Origin of the sequence: Arenibacter sp. S6351L (genome assembly GCF_023016025.1) — a bacterium.
Lineage (GTDB): Bacteria > Bacteroidota > Bacteroidia > Flavobacteriales > Flavobacteriaceae > Arenibacter > Arenibacter algicola_B.
Genome location: NZ_JALKBB010000007.1, coordinates 106,060 through 125,249 on the forward strand (window position 1 = coordinate 106,060; position 19,190 = coordinate 125,249).

Annotated in this window: 16 protein-coding genes; 10 read left to right on the top strand and 6 right to left on the bottom strand. The window is 39.6% G+C overall.

Annotation, left to right across the window (positions count from 1 at the left end; translation table 11 throughout):
- Positions 1-1,341, top strand: a complete 1,341-nt coding sequence (locus MWU82_RS07985) for a dihydroorotase (RefSeq protein WP_247095998.1) — start codon at positions 1-3, stop codon at positions 1,339-1,341.
- Positions 1,341-1,769, top strand: a complete 429-nt coding sequence (locus tag MWU82_RS07990; RefSeq protein WP_215949506.1) for a DUF4296 domain-containing protein — start codon at positions 1,341-1,343, stop codon at positions 1,767-1,769. Before MWU82_RS07985 ends, MWU82_RS07990 begins: the two co-directional genes overlap by 1 nt.
- Here MWU82_RS07990 and MWU82_RS07995 read toward each other — a convergent pair.
- On the bottom strand, positions 1,750-2,757 hold the full coding sequence (locus MWU82_RS07995) for an NAD-dependent epimerase/dehydratase family protein (RefSeq protein WP_247096000.1): 1,008 nt from the start codon (positions 2,755-2,757) through the stop codon (positions 1,750-1,752). The genes MWU82_RS07990 and MWU82_RS07995 overlap by 20 nt on opposite strands.
- A gap of 105 nt (positions 2,758-2,862) precedes the next feature.
- Between MWU82_RS07995 and tyrS the strand changes: the two genes are divergently transcribed.
- Together tyrS and MWU82_RS08005 are read left to right on the top strand one after the other, a co-directional pair.
- On the top strand, positions 2,863-4,158 hold the full coding sequence (gene tyrS / locus MWU82_RS08000; protein WP_247096002.1) for a tyrosine--tRNA ligase: 1,296 nt from the start codon (positions 2,863-2,865) through the stop codon (positions 4,156-4,158).
- 68 nt (positions 4,159-4,226) lie between these two features.
- The gene (locus MWU82_RS08005; protein ID WP_215949503.1) at positions 4,227-4,757 is read left to right on the top strand and encodes a hypothetical protein; all 531 of its coding nucleotides are present in this window, start codon (positions 4,227-4,229) and stop codon (positions 4,755-4,757) included.
- Here MWU82_RS08005 and MWU82_RS08010 read toward each other — a convergent pair.
- The 5 genes from MWU82_RS08010 to MWU82_RS08030 all read right to left on the bottom strand — a co-directional run bounded on the left by MWU82_RS08010 (position 4,752) and on the right by MWU82_RS08030 (position 11,416).
- Positions 4,752-5,729, bottom strand: coding sequence for an acyl transferase (locus tag MWU82_RS08010; protein ID WP_247096003.1), 978 nt, complete (start codon positions 5,727-5,729; stop codon positions 4,752-4,754). The genes MWU82_RS08005 and MWU82_RS08010 overlap by 6 nt on opposite strands.
- A 362-nt stretch (positions 5,730-6,091) precedes the next feature.
- Entirely contained in the window at positions 6,092-6,415 is a 324-nt protein-coding gene (locus MWU82_RS08015) for a T9SS type A sorting domain-containing protein (protein WP_215949501.1), read from the bottom strand.
- Between the two features lie 173 nt (positions 6,416-6,588).
- On the bottom strand, positions 6,589-6,906 hold the full coding sequence (locus tag MWU82_RS08020) for a T9SS type A sorting domain-containing protein (protein WP_215949500.1): 318 nt from the start codon (positions 6,904-6,906) through the stop codon (positions 6,589-6,591).
- A 169-nt stretch (positions 6,907-7,075) separates the two neighbouring features.
- Entirely contained in the window at positions 7,076-9,904 is a 2,829-nt protein-coding gene (locus MWU82_RS08025; protein ID WP_215949499.1) for a TonB-dependent receptor, read from the bottom strand.
- Positions 9,905-9,997: 93 nt separating this feature from the next.
- A complete protein-coding gene (locus MWU82_RS08030; RefSeq protein ID WP_247096005.1) occupies positions 9,998-11,416 on the bottom strand; it encodes a hypothetical protein in 1,419 nt (472 codons plus the stop codon).
- Positions 11,417-11,741: 325 nt separating this feature from the next.
- On the opposite strand from MWU82_RS08030, the gene MWU82_RS08035 reads away from it, so the two are divergent.
- The 6 genes from MWU82_RS08035 to MWU82_RS08060 all read left to right on the top strand — a co-directional run bounded on the left by MWU82_RS08035 (position 11,742) and on the right by MWU82_RS08060 (position 18,957).
- Positions 11,742-12,428: a response regulator transcription factor gene (locus tag MWU82_RS08035; protein WP_215949497.1), complete on the top strand. Its 687-nt coding sequence runs from the start codon at positions 11,742-11,744 to the stop codon at positions 12,426-12,428.
- Positions 12,428-13,474 carry an ATP-binding protein gene (locus MWU82_RS08040; RefSeq protein ID WP_247096007.1) on the top strand — a complete coding sequence of 349 codons (1,047 nt, stop codon included), beginning with the start codon at positions 12,428-12,430 and terminating at the stop codon, positions 13,472-13,474. Before MWU82_RS08035 ends, MWU82_RS08040 begins: the two co-directional genes overlap by 1 nt.
- 222 nt (positions 13,475-13,696) lie before the next feature.
- A complete protein-coding gene (locus tag MWU82_RS08045) occupies positions 13,697-15,043 on the top strand; it encodes an FAD/NAD(P)-binding oxidoreductase (RefSeq protein WP_247096009.1) in 1,347 nt (448 codons plus the stop codon).
- 9 nt (positions 15,044-15,052) lie between these two features.
- Positions 15,053-16,633 carry a 4Fe-4S binding protein gene (locus MWU82_RS08050; RefSeq protein ID WP_247096011.1) on the top strand — a complete coding sequence of 527 codons (1,581 nt, stop codon included), beginning with the start codon at positions 15,053-15,055 and terminating at the stop codon, positions 16,631-16,633.
- Positions 16,634-16,781: 148 nt separating this feature from the next.
- The gene (locus MWU82_RS08055; RefSeq protein WP_215949493.1) at positions 16,782-17,471 is read left to right on the top strand and encodes a glycosyltransferase family 2 protein; all 690 of its coding nucleotides are present in this window, start codon (positions 16,782-16,784) and stop codon (positions 17,469-17,471) included.
- Position 17,472: 1 nt separating this feature from the next.
- Complete coding sequence (locus tag MWU82_RS08060) at positions 17,473-18,957, top strand: cellulose synthase family protein (RefSeq protein WP_215949492.1); 1,485 nt, start codon at positions 17,473-17,475, stop codon at positions 18,955-18,957.
- The last annotated feature ends 233 nt before the right edge of the window (positions 18,958-19,190 follow it).

Consider the following 19,190-nt stretch of genomic DNA (forward strand, 5'->3'; position numbering starts at 1 on the left):
ATGGGAAGAATACTTTTAAAAAACGCTACAATTGTTAATGACAATAAAATATTCCCTGCCGATATACTGCTGGAGGATGATATTATTCTTAAAATTGAGGACCAAATTTCATCGGATGGGGTGGCCAAGGTGATTGATTTGGAAGGGAAATATGTAATACCAGGGGCTATAGACGATCAAGTGCATTTTAGAGAACCTGGTCTAACCCATAAGGGTACTATTGCTACGGAGAGTAGGGCAGCGGTTGCAGGCGGAATAACCTCCTTTATGGAACAGCCCAATACCAATCCCCAAACAACTACCATTGAAGCTTTGGAGGAAAAGTTTGAAATGGCAAGAAATTCTGCCTTTGCCAATTACTCTTTTTTGTTTGGAGGTACCAATGATAATTTGGAAGAGATAAAAAAGTTGGATAAGAATGCCTGTTCCGGGATTAAACTCTTTTTAGGTTCCTCCACAGGTAATATGTTGGTAGACAATGAAGAAGTGATCGAAAAAATATTTAGGAATACCGAGATGGTCATTTCTGCACATTGCGAAGATGAGTCCACGATTAAGGCAAATTTTGCCAAATATAAGGAGCAATATGGGGACGATATTCCCGTAAAATACCATCCTTTGATCAGGAGTGCCGAAGCTTGTTATCTTTCTTCCTCTAGGGCCATTGCCTTGGCCAAAAAAACCGGGGCAAGATTTCATGTCTTTCACCTATCTACAGGAAGGGAAACAGAGCTTTTTAGGAATGATATTCCATTAGAGGATAAAAAAATTACAGCTGAGGTCTGTATTCATCACCTTTGGTTTTCGGAAGAGGATTACGACACTAAAGGAACCTTAATTAAATGGAATCCGGCTGTTAAAACTGCTTTAGATAGGGATCAGCTTTGGGAGGCTTTATTGGACGATCGTATAGATGTTGTTGCCACGGACCATGCACCACATACTTTAGAGGAAAAGAACAATGTGTATACTTCAGCCCCCTCCGGAGGCCCATTGGTGCAGCATGCCCTGCCGGCAATGCTGGAGAAATACCATAGCGGAAAGATAAGTTTGGAGAAAATTGTGGAGAAAATGTGCCATAATCCGGCAAAGTTGTTCCAAATAAAAAAACGTGGTTTTATTAGGGAAGGGTTTTATGCCGATTTGGTGGTGTTAGATCTTAATGATTCCTGGACAGTGACCAAGGAAAATATTGCCTATAAATGCGGGTGGTCCCCCTTTGAAGGTAACTCGTTCAAATCCAGGATAACCCATACCTTTGTTAATGGCCATTTGGCCTATGAAAATGGCAATTTTTCGCAGGAGCGAAAAGCAATGAGGTTAACTTTTAATAGAGAGTAATGCTAAGATATATTGTTGTCATTTTTCTAGGGCTGTTATTTTCATGTAATGAAAAGGTGGTGGAGAAACCGGAAAACCTTATTCCGGAGGATAAAATGGCTACCATTTTATACGACATTTCATTATTAAATGCGGGTAAGATAATTAACGAAAGCATTTTAAATGAATATGATATTGAGCCTATGGGGTATATTTATACCAAGTATGGGATAGATAGCGTTCAATTTGTAAAAAGTGATACCTATTACGCCTCTATGCCCACTGTATATGAGGACATCTATACCAAGGTAAAAGATAGGTTGGAGAAGGATGAAAAGTTTTTTGAGGAAGAAAGGCAGCAGAAACAGGATTCCTTAATGGAGGCCAAAGAAAAGTTGAACCCCGATCTCAAAAAGAAACCAGAAACTTCTAAGGATTCTCTTCCATAAACTTTTTGCAGGAAAGTTCAATAGCGCCGTCCAAGGCTTCAAAGGAATGCCCTAATTGATTTTGAATTTTGTCGGAACTGAACAATTGGTTCTTTCGTAAGGATTGAATCGAATTTTTGGTAAGCTTTCTTCCGCTGTTCCAGAAAATATTCCTTAGCCAATCCAATCGTCTAAACACCTCTAATTGCCAAAATTTAATTGCTTTGCCGGGACCTGGTTTGCCGAAGGCCTTTGTAATCATTTCCAGGATTTCTTTGTAGGTCAAATTTTCGGCCACAAGAATATACTTTTCATTGGTTATGGAAGACTGCATTAATTGGGTCATTACCTTGACCACATCATTTACAGTGACGAAACCTGTCCCTCCTGGCGGATAATATTTACGGGCCTTATAAGCGGTTTTAAATAAAATTCCAGTTCCCGTTTCCCAGAATCCAGGGCCCAAAATAACCCCCGGATTTACAATAACCGCAGGAACATTTTCCTGTGCTCCCCTCCAAACTTCCAGTTCGGCATCCATCTTGGTCATGGCGTATACATTGCTTTGTTGGGTGGTCCAATCCGTTTCTTCAGTAGCCTCTTGGTTGCCTACTGTTCTCCCTATGGCGCCTATGGAACTGGTATAGCATAATTTTTTAACACCCTTGGCAATACAAAGATTGACAATGTTTTTGGTGCCTTCATAATTTACTGTACGCAACAGGTCATAATCATTGGGGTTGAAAGAAATTAAGGCCGCACAATGATAAACATGTGTCACATTTTCAAAAGCAATTTCCAAGGCTGGTAGGTCGTTAAGATCGGCCTTTACCCAATTTATTTTTTGAAACAGTTGGTGGGATTGGTCGGTATAATACCCAAATACCTTTTCAACCTCCTTTAGGTTGCTCTTTTCTCTATGAATGGCTTTTACCGTAGCACCCGACTGCAATAAGTGCAAAAGAAGGTGCGCTCCTACCAAACCAGTTCCTCCTGTGACTAAAATCATGGCGCAAATTTACTCAATTGCCTCCAATTTATTCCGTTTTTGGCAGGAGTTAAACAACCTATTATTTTATATTTGCGACTATTATTGAATTAGAAGATTTATAGGATGATTACGAACTTTGTAGAAGAGTTGACTTGGAGAGGAATGTTGCACGATGCAATGCCCGGTACGGAAGAACATTTGTTAAGTGGAATGCAATCTGCCTATGTGGGAATAGACCCTACGGCAGACTCCCTTCATATTGGACATTTGGTAGGGGTTATGATGCTTCGCCATTTTCAATTGGCTGGACATAAACCTTATGCATTGATAGGTGGAGCAACCGGAATGATCGGTGATCCTTCAGGAAAATCTACTGAGCGAAATTTGCTGGATGAGGCTACATTGGCGCATAATCAGGCCGCTATAAAAGCACAACTTTCCCGTTTTTTGGATTTTAACAGTGGAAAGGACAATAGTGCCATCTTAGTGAATAACTATGATTGGATGAAGGATTTTTCCTTTTTGGAATTTATAAGGGATGTGGGGAAGCACATTACTGTAAATTACATGATGGCCAAGGATTCTGTGAAAAAACGTTTATCGGCCGAAGCCAAAGAAGGTATGTCCTTTACGGAATTTACCTATCAATTGGTGCAGGGATATGACTTTTTACATCTTTATAGAGAGTATAACTGTACCCTTCAAATGGGGGGTAGTGATCAATGGGGAAATATTACCACAGGTACGGAACTTATTCGTAGAATAGGGGGCGGAAAGGGATTTGCCCTTACCTGTCCTTTGATTACAAAGGCCGATGGTACCAAATTTGGGAAATCCGAAGGGGGTAATATATGGTTGGATTCAGAAAGAACATCGCCCTATAAATTTTATCAATATTGGTTGAATACCTCGGATGAGGATGCCGAAAAATATATAAAAATCTTCACCTTTTTACCGAAGGAAGAAATAGAAGATTTGGTAAAAACCCACCATGAAGCCCCGCATTTAAGGGTCCTTCAAAAGCGTTTGGCAGATGAGGTTACGGTAATGGTACATTCACAGGAAGATTTGGACAATGCCGTAAAGGCAAGTGACATCCTCTTTGGAAAATCGACCTCCAGCGATTTGAAAAAGCTTAATGAAAAGACATTTTTGGAAGTGTTTGAAGGTGTACCACAGGCGGAGGTATCCAAAGAGGACATAAACAATGGCCTGGATATGATTGCGGCCTTGGCGGCGAAAACAGGTTTTTTAGCTTCGAATGGGGAAGCTAGGCGCGAATTGAAACAAAATTCCATTTCTGTTAACAAGGAGAAAGTCAAAGAGGATTATATCATTTCTTCAGAAGATCTGATCAACAATAAATTTGTTTTGTTGCAGCGCGGGAAGAAGAATTATTTTGTGCTGGTCATTAAATAGCACTGTATTTTCCCTAGTTATCCCCAATAAAATTAGGATATACCCGTTAGCCTAATAAATTGGATATTATGAAGAAGTATTTTTTGTTATTTGCCTTAGTGGGACTTTTTAGTTCTTGTGATAAATTGGACGAGCTTACCAAATTTGATATGGATTATGATCAGACGGTGGTAATACCTTCAACAACAGGGGTAGATTTGCCTTTTGATATCTTTACCCCTGAAAAAGAGACCAATTCATCTGCCGAGTTTGAGGTAAACGATACCAGAAAAGATCTTATAGAGGAAATCGTCCTGAAGAAATTGGTGATGACGGTTGAGGCTCCTGAAGGGGAGGATTTCAGTTTTTTGGAATCGATTATTATATATATGTCCGCCGAGGATTTGCCTGAGATTAAAATAGCTTGGAATGAAGAAGTATCGGCCACTGCTGGCGAACAGCTGGAATTGGTAACCACGGCAGAAGATTTAAAGGAATATATTAAAAAGGATTCTTATACTTTAAGGCTAAAGACTGTAACCGATGAGTTTTTGTCCTCGGATTATGAAATAAACATTGCCACTACCTTTTTTGTAGATGCCAAGATCTTGGGCTTATAACACCATTAAATTACAGCCTCGAATATCGGAATGGTCAAACCTGCCCAATATTTCAAAACTTCCGTCGGTATGTACCTTGCCCAAATCTTGAGTGGCAATAAAACTGCAGGAGTGTATGTTGGCCAGGTCAATGATGTTGACACCTCCCGTTTTACCCTCTTTCTGCAAGGTTAAAGGGTCTTCGGTTTCCCGTGTCAAGACTTTCATCCATTTAGGGGAAAAGAAACGTCCATTGCCTTGGGAATAGGCTTGGGACAAAAGCTCTGTCATTCCATACTCCGAATGGATGGATGTCACCCCAAATCCCTTTTTTAATAGTTGGTGCAATTCCTCCCGGATCAATTCCTTTTTTCGTCCCTTCATGCCACCGGTTTCCATAACTACGGTATTCTTTAGTTTTAATTGGAATCTTTCCGTCATGTCCAATAGGGCAAAGGAAACACCTAGTAGTAATATTTTAGTATCATGGCTATCCAATTCAACCAAGGTCTTTTGTAAACGGTCAAGATCATCCAAATAAAAGCCGCTTTCGGAATGTCCGCTTTTATTGATGAGGTCGTTGGCCATATAGATTAAGGAAGACCCCTCTCTTTCCAGATAAGAAGGTAGTAAAGCCAGTACACAATAGTCCTCTATATCCCCATAAAACTGTCTAAAGGCCGATAGATAGCTTTGTTCGTACAGTTTAAGATTTTTTACGTAATGCTTGCTTACTTCACTTCCGGTAGTGCCACTGCTGGTAAAGGTGATCTGGGGCACAAATGAACCACAAATTACTTTTTTGGATTTAAAAAATTCTATCGGTAGAAAGGGAATATCTTCAATGGTTTTAACAGAGGACACATTTTTACCTAAGTGTCGGCAAAATTCCTGATACACCAAGTTTTCATGAAATTGGACCTGAAATGTTTTCAATGCCATGGCATTGAACTCTTCGTCCGTTGAAATTGTAAAAATATTTTCGAGAGGCATATTCTAAATCACTACTACAAAAGTAGTGATAACAACATAGTGGAAACCCTATTTTATGGTTTTATTAGTGAAACTCAATTTTGAGAAGTCAGTAAGACGCACTGAAAATTGCAAGTTGAACTAATCCCGCCTTTTTCGGCGGGATCTAGGTTCAATACCTCGATCCTTGGGTCGATTCCTATTATTGGATTCAGGGCTTGCCCTGAGGTTTAATACCTGTTATTGGTATAGTCTTAAATCTCCCTTTGGGAAAAGTATGAATTCTCCCTATCCATATCCCCATAAATGGAAATGTAAAAAGGAATAGGCAAGTATTGGTTATAGGGTGGGGTATAGAAAGAAAAATGTACAGTCCGAATGGCTTATTTCACGACCAATTTTCTGGTCATCGTTACCCTGTTTTCAGTAATTTGCAATACGTAAACTCCCGGTGACAACTTTGATATATTCAAAAGAGTATTGGTAATCCGGTCCTGTAAAACTATGGTTCCAAAAACATCATAGACTACAACATCCTTTACTCCATTATGCTTTGTGGTAATATGTACCACCTCCTGATAGGCGGGATTGGGGTATAATTTAAAAGTATTGGTTTGGGTAGTTCTGTCTAGTGGCTCTTCAACGAATTCCTGTGCAGAAACGGCCATAGAAAATACCATGAACAGTAGGGTGTAAAATATTTTCATAGGTTAGCATTGATTTGGGATCAATACAGTAAATGTAGGAAAACAAGTATAGAAGTGGTAATAAATGTTGTAAATGAGTGTTTTTTGTATGTGTATCCTTATTTTAAGTGCTGTACTATGATATTAAGACCTAAAGATGAGGTAATTATGGAGCTTTTATAGGTTGGGAAACGCTATTTTATAATTAGCTTTCTTGTAGCAATTTTGTTTTTTTCGTTTACCCTTAACATATAAACACCGGCGTCCAAATCATTGACATTTAGTTCCGAACCAATAATGGTGGTTTCCAGTACCTGGGATCCAAAAATGTCGAAAATTAAGATTTGTTTCGGAGCGTTCAAGGAAGTACTGATATATACCCTGCCATTAGTGACTGGATTGGGGTATATCTTAAACCCAGGAATATCCCCTCCCCCAACATTGCCTTTAGGATCCTGTCCAAAGGAAATAGAGATAAAAAGTAAGGCTATAACTAAGTAGAGTTGCTTCATAGAAACTTTAACAGCAAATAATATACCGTAAATGTAAGAATTTTAGGTGCAGTACGTCTGCGGCAGCTAAATTTATACTTAAAAATTCGATGAAATGCAAAAAGCGGCCGGATTCTATGTTAAAAAACAAGGAACTCGGCCGCTTTTTTATTAATTACAATTATAAAATTTAAAACTTAATGTTGTATCCCAATGTAAATGTTCTTCCAGGACTTCTTTTGGAGAAGGTCTTGTTTTCAGCCTTGTAGGACTCATATTCACTTTCTACATCATCATCCAAAAGATTGCTTATTTTAAAACTAACACTCTGATTTTGGTTTTCACCGAAGCTCTTGGAGAAGTTAAAGTTTAAATTGTGGAAGGGCATGGTATACACGTCCGGTACAAATCCATTACCCACTACCTGTAATGTTTTTCCCTGTACATTATAGTTCATTCCCATTTGGATCCCGTTTTCGGCTCCTTCATAATTTAACCCGGAATTGATAAGGAAAGGTGACTGTCCCTGTAATTCCCGGTCATTGCCCAAGGTTTCGCCATCCCTAAGTCCCAGCGTTCTAAGATTACGCTCACTTTCACTATAAACTTGGGTAGATTTAATGATGGAGGTATTTACGTTTAAGCTAAAATTTTGTAGTGGAGCTGCAATGAACCCTAAATTTTTCCTTAATTCAAATTCCAATCCGATCACATCCGCATCACCAAGGTTTTGAGGGGTAAAGTTATCGGATGAAGATTCGAAGTACGTTAGTTCAATGGGGTCGGTGAATTTTTTGTAAAAGCCGCTCAATGCAATCATCTCTGCACTTTCACCAAACCATTCCACCCTGAAATCGAAATTGTTAATGTAGGTTGGATCCAAATCAATATTGCCTATAAAGGTGTTGTTGGATAGTGGGTCAAATATCTTGGCTATGGAAGCTTCCTTAAAAGAAGGTCTTGCCGTAGTTCGGGAATAGGATCCCCTTAGGTTAACGTCTTCTGTAAGTTCATAGATTAAATTGGCTGTAGGGAAAAGATCAAACTTATCTATTATGGTTTCATTATCATAAATAACCTTTTGAGGATCATTAATGTCCTTATTGTCTTCCCCGGTATATTTGGATTCAAATTTTTCCACCCTCACACCAAGGATAGTGCGCAATTTTTGCCCAAGTTTAAACTCGTTGGAGACATAACCTGCTATATTTTGTTGTGCTGCCTCATAGGTGTTGGCCGGTTCGGCAACGGATATGTCCGGATCAATATAGGAACCGGAGTTGTTGTTAACGGTCCATAGGTTTTCGTCCAAAAGGATATTGTCTGCAACACCATTGAATATAGTGGTTTGCCCATTGTTCTCAATTTCAAAGTTCAAGATGCTAAAGTCCCTAGTTTTGTAGGAGCCATAGGCACCAAATTTTAATTTGGCATCTTTTTCCAGAAAATCATATTTTTTGGTAAGATCTAGTTTTGCAACTGCATTGATCTCTTCCAAATCCCTCCAGATTCTTTTTGGCTGGTTGTTCTGGGGAATGGAGTATACGCCATCCTCTACCCTAAAAGATGTTGTTCTAATGTCCTTGTCCTGAATTTTGGACAGGGTAGGGGAAAGTGCCCATTCCGTTGTCCATGATGCATCTTCGCTGGAATGTATTCCACTAAGCAATGCGTTGGTGATAGAGCGTTGGGTATATTCCAAGTTATCTTTTGAGAAATTGACGAAATCCGAAAAATTCAAGGTCTGGCTAAAATAACCTGCTGTAGATTCTCCGTTCTGAATATGAAGGAGATTAAGTTTGTATTTGGATTTTTCTGTCTTAAAAGAAGTGCCCAAAAGACCGCTTACCAATACGTTATTTCTACCTAAATCCCCAGTTTGTGTCCTATCGGTTTCCAATTCAAAAACAGAGGTGTCAGCATTTCTTCTATAGAAGTTGTTTTCTGCCCCTTCGTAAAAGGTGGTAGTGTTTTTATATGAAACAGATGCTAAATATCCCAATCTGTTCTGGCCTTCTCCTACCATGTATTGGTTACCCGTGGTAAATCCAAAGCTGTAGTCCATAGCGCTATTTGCCTTCATGGCCGATAACACCGGATTGAACTTTTTGGTAATCGCTGTTAATAATGGATTATACTCAAAAGTGTTGGGAATATCCTGATTTCGGTTAATAGGAACACTTCGGTTACCATTGTCAAATCCTAGGAAATCTGTAGTGCTGCCTTTGTAATCCAAATAGTTTTCATTAAAGTGCATATCGGGATTGTAACTGCCACTAAGGGAAATGCTGTGTTCCTTTTTTGTGGGGTAGTCCTTGGTCACGATATTTACGATACCACCGGTAAAATCTGCAGGCAAATCTGCAGATGCAGATTTAAGGACCAAGATATTGTCTATGATATTAGTGGGGAATATGTCTAATTGAATAGTGTTTCTATCTGGGTCCAGACCAGGTATATCCACTCCGTTCAAAATAGATTTGGTATAGCGATCCCCTAGACCTCTAACATATACATATTTTCCGCCTTGTACGGATACCCCTGGTACAGATTTTATGGCGCTGGCCACATCTCCCGAGCCAGTTTTTTTGAAGGCCTCGGCAGATAATCCGTCCAAAAGGTTCACGGCTTTTTTCTGGATACCCAAAACAGCAGTTTCCGTATTTTTTTTAACGCTTACGGATACCACCACTTCATCAAGCCCTTCGGCCAGGGTTTCCATAGTAACATTTATGTTGGTTACCTCGTTCGCCTTAATGACAACATCGGTAATTTCAACGGTCTTATAACCTAGGAATGAAAAAGTAAGAGTGTGGCTACCCTCTTCAAGGGTAAGTTTGTAATTACCATCGAAATCTGAGGTGGTACCTATAGTGGTGCCTTTAACCAAAATATTGGCAAAGGGTACAGGGTCTTGAAAATCTGCATCGATTAATGATCCCGTTACCTCGCCAGTTTGTGAAAAAATGAGTTGAAAAATAAAAAAGGTAAAAGTTGAAAGTCTAAGTGAATATTTCATAAGTAATTGATAGTTAAATCGTAATAAACCAAATGCCCGCCCTTATGTTTGGGCGAGCAAGGTTGTTATTTTTAAAGGGGTGTATTGTTTCTACTAGAAACCTAAACCAGCTTTAGCACTTGCGTAAGTCCAAGAAAATACGTTAAGGTCAGCACCTACAGTCTGGGCCCCAGCGGTAACTTGGGTAGTCCAGTCAGCAGCTCTTTCGGTAAATGTTGGAGCTAAGATGATTGTTGATTCCACTTCGTTTCCGGCGTCATCCTTTTTAACTTTTTCAGCGAAAATGCTATTGTTAAAGCCTACAACTTGCCAAGCTTCAAAGGTTAATTCCCCATCCAAGAAGTTTTGGGCTACATCATTGGCGTCCAATTCCACGTCTTTTCCGTCTTGGAATCCAAGGGCGTAGATGTTTTTGGTAGTACCCATTGCATTACTTCTGTAGTCTGCATATTCACCATCGGCAGCAGTTGAACTTCCAAAAATAGTAGCGTTTTGAAGGGTGAAGGAACCGTTAATTGAACCTTCTGGACCGTCAATTTCAAAAGCATGATCAGAAGCCTCACCAGATATTACTACTGCATTGTCTATAGTTCCGGAATAGGCTTGGTCAATATCCAAAGCATCATCGCCCTGGGCCCAAACCAATAGATTGGAGGCGTCAACGGTTCCACCAAAGAATTCGATGCCATCATCAACATTACCTACAACTTCTATGTGGTTAATTTTTGTACCACGGCCTACAGAACCTAAAGTTAGACCGTTGATCTCGTTTCCTTCTCCTATCAAGGCACCACCGTGACGAATGGAGATGTATTCCAATTCTCCTGAATTGTCATCGTCGTTTAATGCATCACCAGGACCGTAAAGGCCAAAAGTATCATCGGCAGGTATACCTTCTATCTGTACTTCGGTAACATCACCTTTGAAAGAACCGGTAGCTCTTCCCAAAACAATTAGTCCTCCCCAAAGTCCTCTTTGATTGTGGTCCAAGTTGGTTCCAGCTGTCTGTCCTACACCTATATTATCGGCCTCGGCAGTAAATATAATTGGCTTTTCGGCAGTACCGTTGGCCATAATAGTAGACCCTCTTTGTACAATTAGGGCAGAAGCTAAAGATCCTGAACCTGGCTTACCTTTAATTATGGTACCTGGCTCAATAGTCAAGGTTTTTCCAATTCCAATAACAACTTTTCCTGCCAATACATATATATTCTCTGCAGACCAAGTGGTATCGGTGCTTATTTCACCGGAAACCGTAATGATTTCGGCGCAAGAACCACCTATGTCCACTCCTGTCTCATCTCCATTTTGGATGCCGTCCTCACAAGTAGCTGTTGCTTCGGTACAGGGCTGACAGTTAGGTCCACCACAATCAACACCAGTTTCTCCTTGGTTTTGAATTCCGTCATTACAGGTAGCAACAACATCGGCTATTGGTGGTTCGTCATCGTTTGTGCAAGATGTAAAAGCCATAGCGCTTATGGCCAATGCGGATAATAAAAGTTTTTTCATTTCAACTGAATTTTTTGGTTTCATTTTTGAGTTCACTTGTTTTATTTAAACATGGCAAATAAATGGCCTAACTGTAAAAGTCGCGTTACCCTCAGATTAATAGTTTGTTGGCTTAATGTTATCTAAATGTTACTATATTAAATCCATGTTAAGAGGTTTGGTGTAATAGTATTATCTTTACTTTTGGCGCGGATAACCAATAAATATTGAAGGTTAAACGGGCATGTTTTAATAGGTCACAATTTTGGGTTGTGATAGATTATAGTAACCGCCCTCCAAAAGGAAATGGGTTGTAGATGACCGTTTAAAGACAAAAAAATAAGGCATGAAAAAAAAGGATATTAAGATACTTTTGGTGGATGATGAACCGGATATTCTAGAAATTGTAGGGTATAATTTATCTGCCGAAGGGTATGAGGTTTTCACTGCAAAAAATGGTATGGAAGGGGTTTCGAAGGCAAAAAAGAAGAAGCCCCACTTAATTATTTTAGACGTAATGATGCCGGAAATGGATGGCATTGAAGCCTGCGAGATCATAAGGCGAACCGAAGGTTTGGAGGATACCTTGATCACCTTCCTTACCGCTAGGGGCGAAGACTATTCGCAGATGGCCGGATTTGATGCGGGTGCGGACGATTATATAACCAAACCTATTAAGCCTAAGGTCTTGGTGAGCAAAGTAAAAGCTTTGCTTAGAAGGCTTAAGAATGAGGAGCAGGAGGTAGAAGATATCTTTAAAGTTGGTGAGATTACCATAAATAGGGAGGAATACAAAATTGTTAATCAGGGAGAGGAAATAATTCTTCCCAGAAAAGAGTTTGAACTCTTGGCACTATTGACTTCCAAGCCGAATAAGGTTTTTAAAAGGGAGGTTATCCTGGACAAGGTATGGGGCAATGAAGTGGTTGTAGGGGGGAGGACTATCGACGTCCATATTAGAAAGCTTCGCGAAAAAATTGGTGATGATCATTTTAAAACGGTAAAAGGGGTAGGGTATAAGTTTGTACTATAATGGCAACGAGGATTAAAAAATCGTATAGGTTTGCCTTGCGTACAACAATTCTAATTTCATTCCTTTTAACTACCGTTTTGGGGATATTTTTGTGGAACAAAGGTTCCGTGGATTGGCAGCTCCTAGCGGTCATTTTGGTAACTTCTTCCCTAATTTCTTTTCTCGTAGTTCAATTAAGGATAGAAAAATTTATCTACCGTAACATTGAACGCATTTATAAAGATGTATCCCTGTTGGAGTCCACCTCCTTGGCTCCTAAGACCATTACAACGGACATGCGGTCCTTGACAGATGAAATAGAGAAGTTTGCCAAGGACAAAAAAATTGAAATTGATACCTTAAAAATCCGGGAGGAATATAGAAAGGATTTTTTGGGTAACGTTTCCCATGAATTAAAAACACCACTATTTACCGTTCAGGGTTATATTTTGACCCTCTTGGATGGTGCCATGGACGATAAAAATCTGAGGAAAAAGTATCTTCAACGGGCCAATAAGGGTGTGGAGCGACTTATTTACATTGTTAAGGATTTGGATCTGATAACCAAATTGGAAGTTGGGGACCTAAACTTGGAGATAGAGGATTTTGATATTTTGGAACTCGTGAGGAATGTTTTTGAGCTTTTGGAAATGAAGGCCGCTAAAAAGAATATTACCCTGACATTTGATATGGATTATAAGAATCCCATCTACGTTAAGGCCGATAAAGAGAAAATACAACAGGTAATTACAAATTTAGTGGTGAATTCCATTAAATATGGACAGCAGAACGGTACAACCGAGGTCAGTATAGAGAATTTAATTAAAAACAAGGTCATTATTCGGGTGACCGACAATGGCGAGGGTATCTCCAAACAGCACCTAGCGCGAATTTTCGAAAGATTTTATAGGGTAGATAAAAGTGGGAGTAGGGCCGAAGGTGGTTCTGGCTTGGGATTGGCAATTGTAAAGCATATTATAGAGGCCCACAACGAGAAGATTTACGTAGAAAGCGTACTAGATATAGGGTCCGAATTTTCCTTTACTTTGGAGAAGGCAACCAAGTAAATCCTTACTGCCAAATTGTATAAATTTCATTATTTCAGGATTGCCATGGCTATAAATTGTCTTTCTGCAGGACCAATGGGCCGGTCTGCCAATTTTGGCGAATAATATCCAATTCCCGACTTCATTATAGCAATTTTCCATTGCTTTGAATAATTCTAAATAAAGAGGAACGATTAAGTTATTATCTTTAGGTACGACCTAGTACTTATCAACCTAAATCCTATGGAACACATTGTTATTATTGGTAATGGAATCTCTGGAATTACGGCAGCCCGCCATATTCGAAAACTATCCGACAAAAAAATCACCATTATTTCCGCTGAGAGCGATTATTTTTTCTCAAGAACTGCTCTGATGTATGTGTATATGGGGCATATGAAGTTTGAGCATACCCAGCCTTACGAAAATTGGTTCTGGAAAAAAAACCGCTTGAATTTGGTCAATGGATATGTAACAAAAGTAGATACGGCCAGTAAAAAGGTAATTTTAAAAAGTTCCGAGGAAATTGGATATGATAAACTTATTATCGCCACAGGTTCCAAACCCAATAAATTTGGATGGCCCGGACAGGATTTGAAAGGGGTACAGGGATTGTATTCCAAACAGGATTTGGAGTTATTGCAGGCCAATGCACCTAACAATGAAATATGTAAAAGGGCAGTTATTGTTGGGGGCGGATTAATTGGGATCGAATTGGCAGAAATGCTTAGGAGTAGGGATATCCCAGTTACTTTTTTAGTCCGTGAAAACAGCTTTTGGAACGGGGTCTTGCCCCAAGGGGAATCCCAAATGATCAATGAGCACATTCTGGAACATCATATAGACCTGAAATTGGATACCAATCTGAAGGAAATTATTTCGGATGAAAATGGTTGGGCAAATGCCGTGGTTACGGATAAAGGGGAGACGATCCAATGTACGGTGGTGGGGCTGACCGCCGGGGTTACTCCAAATATTGATTTCCTGAAAGGCTCTGGAATAGAAACAGGGAAAGGGGTAAAGGTCAATAATCTTTTGGAAACCAATATAGCAGATGTCTATGCTATTGGTGATTGCGCCGAACAACATGAGGCCATTGGCAGCCGCAGGCCGGTGGAGGCCGTTTGGTATACGGGAAGAATGATGGGGGAAACTTTGGCACAGACTATTTGCGGTAACAAAAGGGCCTATAACCCTGGGCATTGGTTTAATTCAGCAAAATTTTTGGACATAGAGTATCAAACTTATGGATGGGTATTCAGTGAGAAATCGAAAAAAGACCATGAACAACATTTTCATTGGCGGCATCCCAAGGAAAAAATATGTGTCACCATCGCCTTCCACAAAGACACCAAACAGTTTTTGGGGATCAATACTTTTGGAATTCGGATGCGTCACGAAATTTTGGACAGGTGGCTTACGGAGAATAGAAGTATAGCTTATGTAATGGAGTTTTTAAAGGATGCCAATTTTGATCCTGAATTTTACGCGGAATATGAGAAAGCCATTGTATCCCAGTATAATTCCCAATTTGGTACGAATATTACTCCCAAGAAGAAAAGTTGGAAACGAATTTTTAGCAACATATAAGATTACCAGATGCAAATAATAAAAAAAATTGGGCTCTTCATTTTTTTAATTGGCCTTACCATATTTACGATACTTCCTTTTATTGGTGAGTTTAAGGTGACCCCTGCAACAATGGATCAAATAATTCAGCAAAAGGGAATTTCGAGCGAAATTTTTATACAGGGGATGGAAGAAAATGTGGTTGGCAAACAGTTCCAGGGAATGCTTTCATTATCGCCCAAAATAACCCAGACACTGGAGGCTGCCAATGCCCAACATAGAAAGGACAAGGAATATAAGAAGATTATCTATACGGGTCCACATGACTTGGCTGCTGCCGTTGGCAAGGCCTCCGGGAGTGGATTTATAGTTGAAAATAAGGGACTTATGTGGTTCTTGACCTTTGGCCTGGGCATATTGGGGGCATTACTTTTTATAATTCCCAATATAGTTTTATTAGGTAAAAAAGGGATTAAGAATAATGGTATTTACCATGAGAATGCTACCAATAGGGGGTGGATTGCTTGGATGGTCTTTGTTTTTCTGGTTTCCTTTTATTTGGTGCTTTATTTCCGTTCGGAATATGCTGTAAACTGGACTTACCTAGTGGACCCCATCAGTGAATTTCTAAGCGGAAATCCTGCGGGACATTGGTTTGTCTACGGCTTTATGTATTGTACGGTGATGACCGTAATGGCCGTGCGTATGTACATTAAGTACAGGCACAATATGTATCAAATGGTACGTACTACCTCTGTCCTGTTCTTTCAAATAGTCTTTGCCTTTCTTATTCCGGAAATTATGGTAAGGCTCCAAATGCCGTATTACGACTTTAAAAATGCCTTTCCTTTGGATTACGATTTCTTTTTCCAATGGAATTTAAAATCCTTGTTGAACAGTGGGGGAATAGGACTCTTTATTCTAGTATGGGGTATTGTACTTACTTTGGTAATTGTGCCAGTGATGGTCTATTTTTTTGGAAAACGATGGTACTGTTCCTGGGTATGCGGATGTGGAGGTTTGGCAGAGACCCTAGGGGATCCCTATAGGCAGCACTCCAGCAAGTCCCTATTTTCATGGAAAGTGGAAAGATGGTTGGTACATGGGGTGTTGGTCTTTGCCGTGGGAATGACCTTGATGACGCTTTACAGTTTCTTTACGGAGTCTGGCACAGTGTTGGGTTTAAAAACACAGAGTGTGCAAAATACCTATAGTCTGTTGATAGGGGCATTTTTTGCAGGTGTTATCGGAACAGGATTTTACCCCATTTTTGGAAATAGGGTATGGTGTAGGTTTGGTTGTCCTCTGGCAGCGTATTTGGGATTTGTACAGCGGTTCAAGTCGCGCTTTAGGATTACCACCAACGGTGGACAGTGTATTTCCTGTGGTAATTGTTCTACCTATTGTGAGCAGGGTATAGATGTCAGGGCCTACGCCCAAAAAGGTGAAAATATTATAAGGTCCAGTTGCGTAGGTTGTGGTATTTGTTCCGCGGTCTGTCCAAGAGGGGTCTTAAAATTGGAAAATGGACCGCTCAAGGGAAGGATAAACCCTACCGAAATTCTGTTAGGGAACGATGTTGATCTAATGGACCTGGTCAATAAAAAATAAGCCTGCGATTGGTGATGAAATAATTGTTGCAATCCTTAAAGGGAGGTCAATGGATTGATGAAAGTATTGATACCTTTGCGCTATCAAAATTATGGATACCCAAGATACCTAACAATGGATAAATAAGAATGACCCTTCAAATACTCTAATGACCGATATAAAAGTAATTATCCCTGCTTATAACGAAGCTGATTCCATTGCGAACGTAATAAAAGAAATCCCAACAATTGTTTCCGAAATAATTGTTGTAAACAATAATTCTACAGACGATACAGCCCTCAATGCTAGGGAGGCCGGGGCTACTGTACTCACTGAAGAGAGGATGGGATATGGCTATGCCTGCCTTATGGGAATTAATTATGTTTCCAAACAATCCAAAACACCCGATATTATCGTATTTATGGACGGAGACTATTCGGATTATCCCGAAGAACTTTCCAAAGTGGTAAAGCCCATAGTGCAAAACGATTTGGATTTCGTTATTGGGGCCAGAACAAAGGAGTTGAGGGAAGAAGGATCTATGACGCCACAACAGGTTTTTGGAAATGCATTGGCCACCACTTTAATGAAATGGTTCTTTGGAGCTTCTTTTACTGATCTGGGTCCGTTTAGGGCCATAAAGTACGACAAGCTTTTGGCGCTGGAAATGGAGGATAAGACCTACGGTTGGACCGTGGAAATGCAGTTGAAGGTTCTAAAAAAGGGATTTACATATACCGAAGTACCAGTGCGTTATAAAAAAAGAATTGGCATATCAAAAGTATCAGGTACTGTAAAAGGTACTATATTTGCAGGCGTAAAAATCCTGGGTTGGATATTTAAATACAGTTTAAAATAATATGGGACTAACAATTACTTACTTTATCATTGCGATTTACAGTATTTCCTTACTATTGATATTTTTTTATAGCTTGGCCCAGCTTAATTTACTGGTCAACTATCTAGGGTATAAAAGGAGAAATAAGGAGGCTCCAAAATTCAATTTATTGGATCCAAAAGAAATACCATTTGTTACCATACAACTTCCTATTTATAATGAGGAGTATGTTGTGGAGCGTTTGTTGGACAATATTTCGAAAATAGAATATCCAATGAGCAAATTGGAAATTCAGGTTTTGGACGATTCCACGGACGACTCCGTATTGGACACTGCCAAGAGAATTAAGGCGCTTCAGGAAACAGGATTGGATATACAGCATATAAGAAGGACCAATAGGCAAGGCTATAAGGCAGGTGCTTTAAAAGAAGGTCTGGATATAGCCAAAGGGGAGTTTATTGCCATTTTTGATGCGGATTTCTTGCCTTCCAATGATTGGTTGAAGAAAACCGTAATTTATTTCAAAGATCAGGAAATTGGTGTAGTTCAGACAAGATGGGGACATATCAATAGGGAATATTCCACTTTGACCCGTATACAGGCTTTTGCTTTGGACGCCCACTTTACATTGGAACAGGTAGGACGTAATGCCAAAGGCCATTTCATAAATTTTAATGGTACCGCAGGTATTTGGAGAAAAGAATGTATTCTGGACGCCGGAAACTGGGAAGGAGATACCCTTACCGAGGATTTGGATCTTAGCTACCGCGCCCAATTAAAGAACTGGAAATTTAAATATTTGGAGGATGTAGAGACACCTGCAGAACTTCCAGTGGTAATCAGTGCTGCCCGTTCCCAGCAATTTCGTTGGAACAAAGGTGGGGCAGAAAACTTTAGAAAAACCGTTTGGAGCGTTATTTCCGCCAAGAACATCTCGTTCAAGACCAAATTTCACGGGGTGATGCACTTGTTGAATAGCTCCATGTTCCTTTGTGTATTCTTGGTGGCACTTTTGAGTATTCCAATGATGTACATAAAAAATAGCTATGATCATTTGGGATGGATTTTTGAAGCTACCAAATTTTTTATTTTAAGTACCATTATCCTTTTCGTTTGCTATTGGTTTACCTATAAGAGCATACAGGGTAGTAGTTTTGATAATTTTGTAGACTATATAAGAATCTTCTTTACATTTTTCTCCGTGGCCCTTGGATTTTCATTGCACAACTCCATTGCCGTACTGGAAGGTCATATGGGTAAAAGATCCGAGTTTGTCAGGACCCCAAAATTTAATTTGAACAATATAACGGACAGCTGGAAGGGGAATAAATATTTGGCTACCAAACTTTCTCCCAATATGATTTTGGAAGCGGCCCTAATGCTTTACTTCCTTTTTGGAATGTACAGTGCCATTCCTTTGAACGATTTTGGACTTTTTCCATTTCACTTTATGTTATTTTTGGGCTTCGGTTACGTATTCTTCAAATCCCTTATGGCAAGGGCTTAAATAATATTTATAAACGCTATTCAAAAGCCCTGTTCTTTCTAAAGACAGGGCTTTTTTAATTTTGATATCGTTAAACAGGTTTATATCCTTAAACCACTAGTTAAGAAAGAGATAGTGCTGCTCCGGCACAGACATTGGAGGTAAGTTAATAGCTACCTACATTTGTGAATTTCAAAAAAATAAGGGTTTCATTGCCAAAACCAAAATTGGAAGTGCTGTTATTTGATAATTTC

Excerpts from the sequence above, each read along its gene's own strand:
- MWU82_RS07985 (WP_247095998.1), top strand. The coding sequence starts at position 1 with ATGGGAAGAATACTTTTAAAAAACGCTACAATTGTTAATGACAATAAA.
- MWU82_RS07990 (WP_215949506.1), top strand. The coding sequence starts at position 1,341 with ATGCTAAGATATATTGTTGTCATTTTTCTAGGGCTGTTATTTTCATGT.
- MWU82_RS07995 (WP_247096000.1), bottom strand. The coding sequence starts at position 2,757 with ATGATTTTAGTCACAGGAGGAACTGGTTTGGTAGGAGCGCACCTTCTT.
- tyrS (WP_247096002.1), top strand. The coding sequence starts at position 2,863 with ATGATTACGAACTTTGTAGAAGAGTTGACTTGGAGAGGAATGTTGCAC.
- MWU82_RS08005 (WP_215949503.1), top strand. The coding sequence starts at position 4,227 with ATGAAGAAGTATTTTTTGTTATTTGCCTTAGTGGGACTTTTTAGTTCT.
- MWU82_RS08010 (WP_247096003.1), bottom strand. The coding sequence starts at position 5,729 with ATGCCTCTCGAAAATATTTTTACAATTTCAACGGACGAAGAGTTCAAT.
- MWU82_RS08015 (WP_215949501.1), bottom strand. The coding sequence starts at position 6,415 with ATGAAAATATTTTACACCCTACTGTTCATGGTATTTTCTATGGCCGTT.
- MWU82_RS08020 (WP_215949500.1), bottom strand. The coding sequence starts at position 6,906 with ATGAAGCAACTCTACTTAGTTATAGCCTTACTTTTTATCTCTATTTCC.
- MWU82_RS08025 (WP_215949499.1), bottom strand. The coding sequence starts at position 9,904 with ATGAAATATTCACTTAGACTTTCAACTTTTACCTTTTTTATTTTTCAA.
- MWU82_RS08030 (WP_247096005.1), bottom strand. The coding sequence starts at position 11,416 with ATGAAAAAACTTTTATTATCCGCATTGGCCATAAGCGCTATGGCTTTT.
- MWU82_RS08035 (WP_215949497.1), top strand. The coding sequence starts at position 11,742 with ATGAAAAAAAAGGATATTAAGATACTTTTGGTGGATGATGAACCGGAT.
- MWU82_RS08040 (WP_247096007.1), top strand. The coding sequence starts at position 12,428 with ATGGCAACGAGGATTAAAAAATCGTATAGGTTTGCCTTGCGTACAACA.
- MWU82_RS08045 (WP_247096009.1), top strand. The coding sequence starts at position 13,697 with ATGGAACACATTGTTATTATTGGTAATGGAATCTCTGGAATTACGGCA.
- MWU82_RS08050 (WP_247096011.1), top strand. The coding sequence starts at position 15,053 with ATGCAAATAATAAAAAAAATTGGGCTCTTCATTTTTTTAATTGGCCTT.
- MWU82_RS08055 (WP_215949493.1), top strand. The coding sequence starts at position 16,782 with ATGACCGATATAAAAGTAATTATCCCTGCTTATAACGAAGCTGATTCC.
- MWU82_RS08060 (WP_215949492.1), top strand. The coding sequence starts at position 17,473 with ATGGGACTAACAATTACTTACTTTATCATTGCGATTTACAGTATTTCC.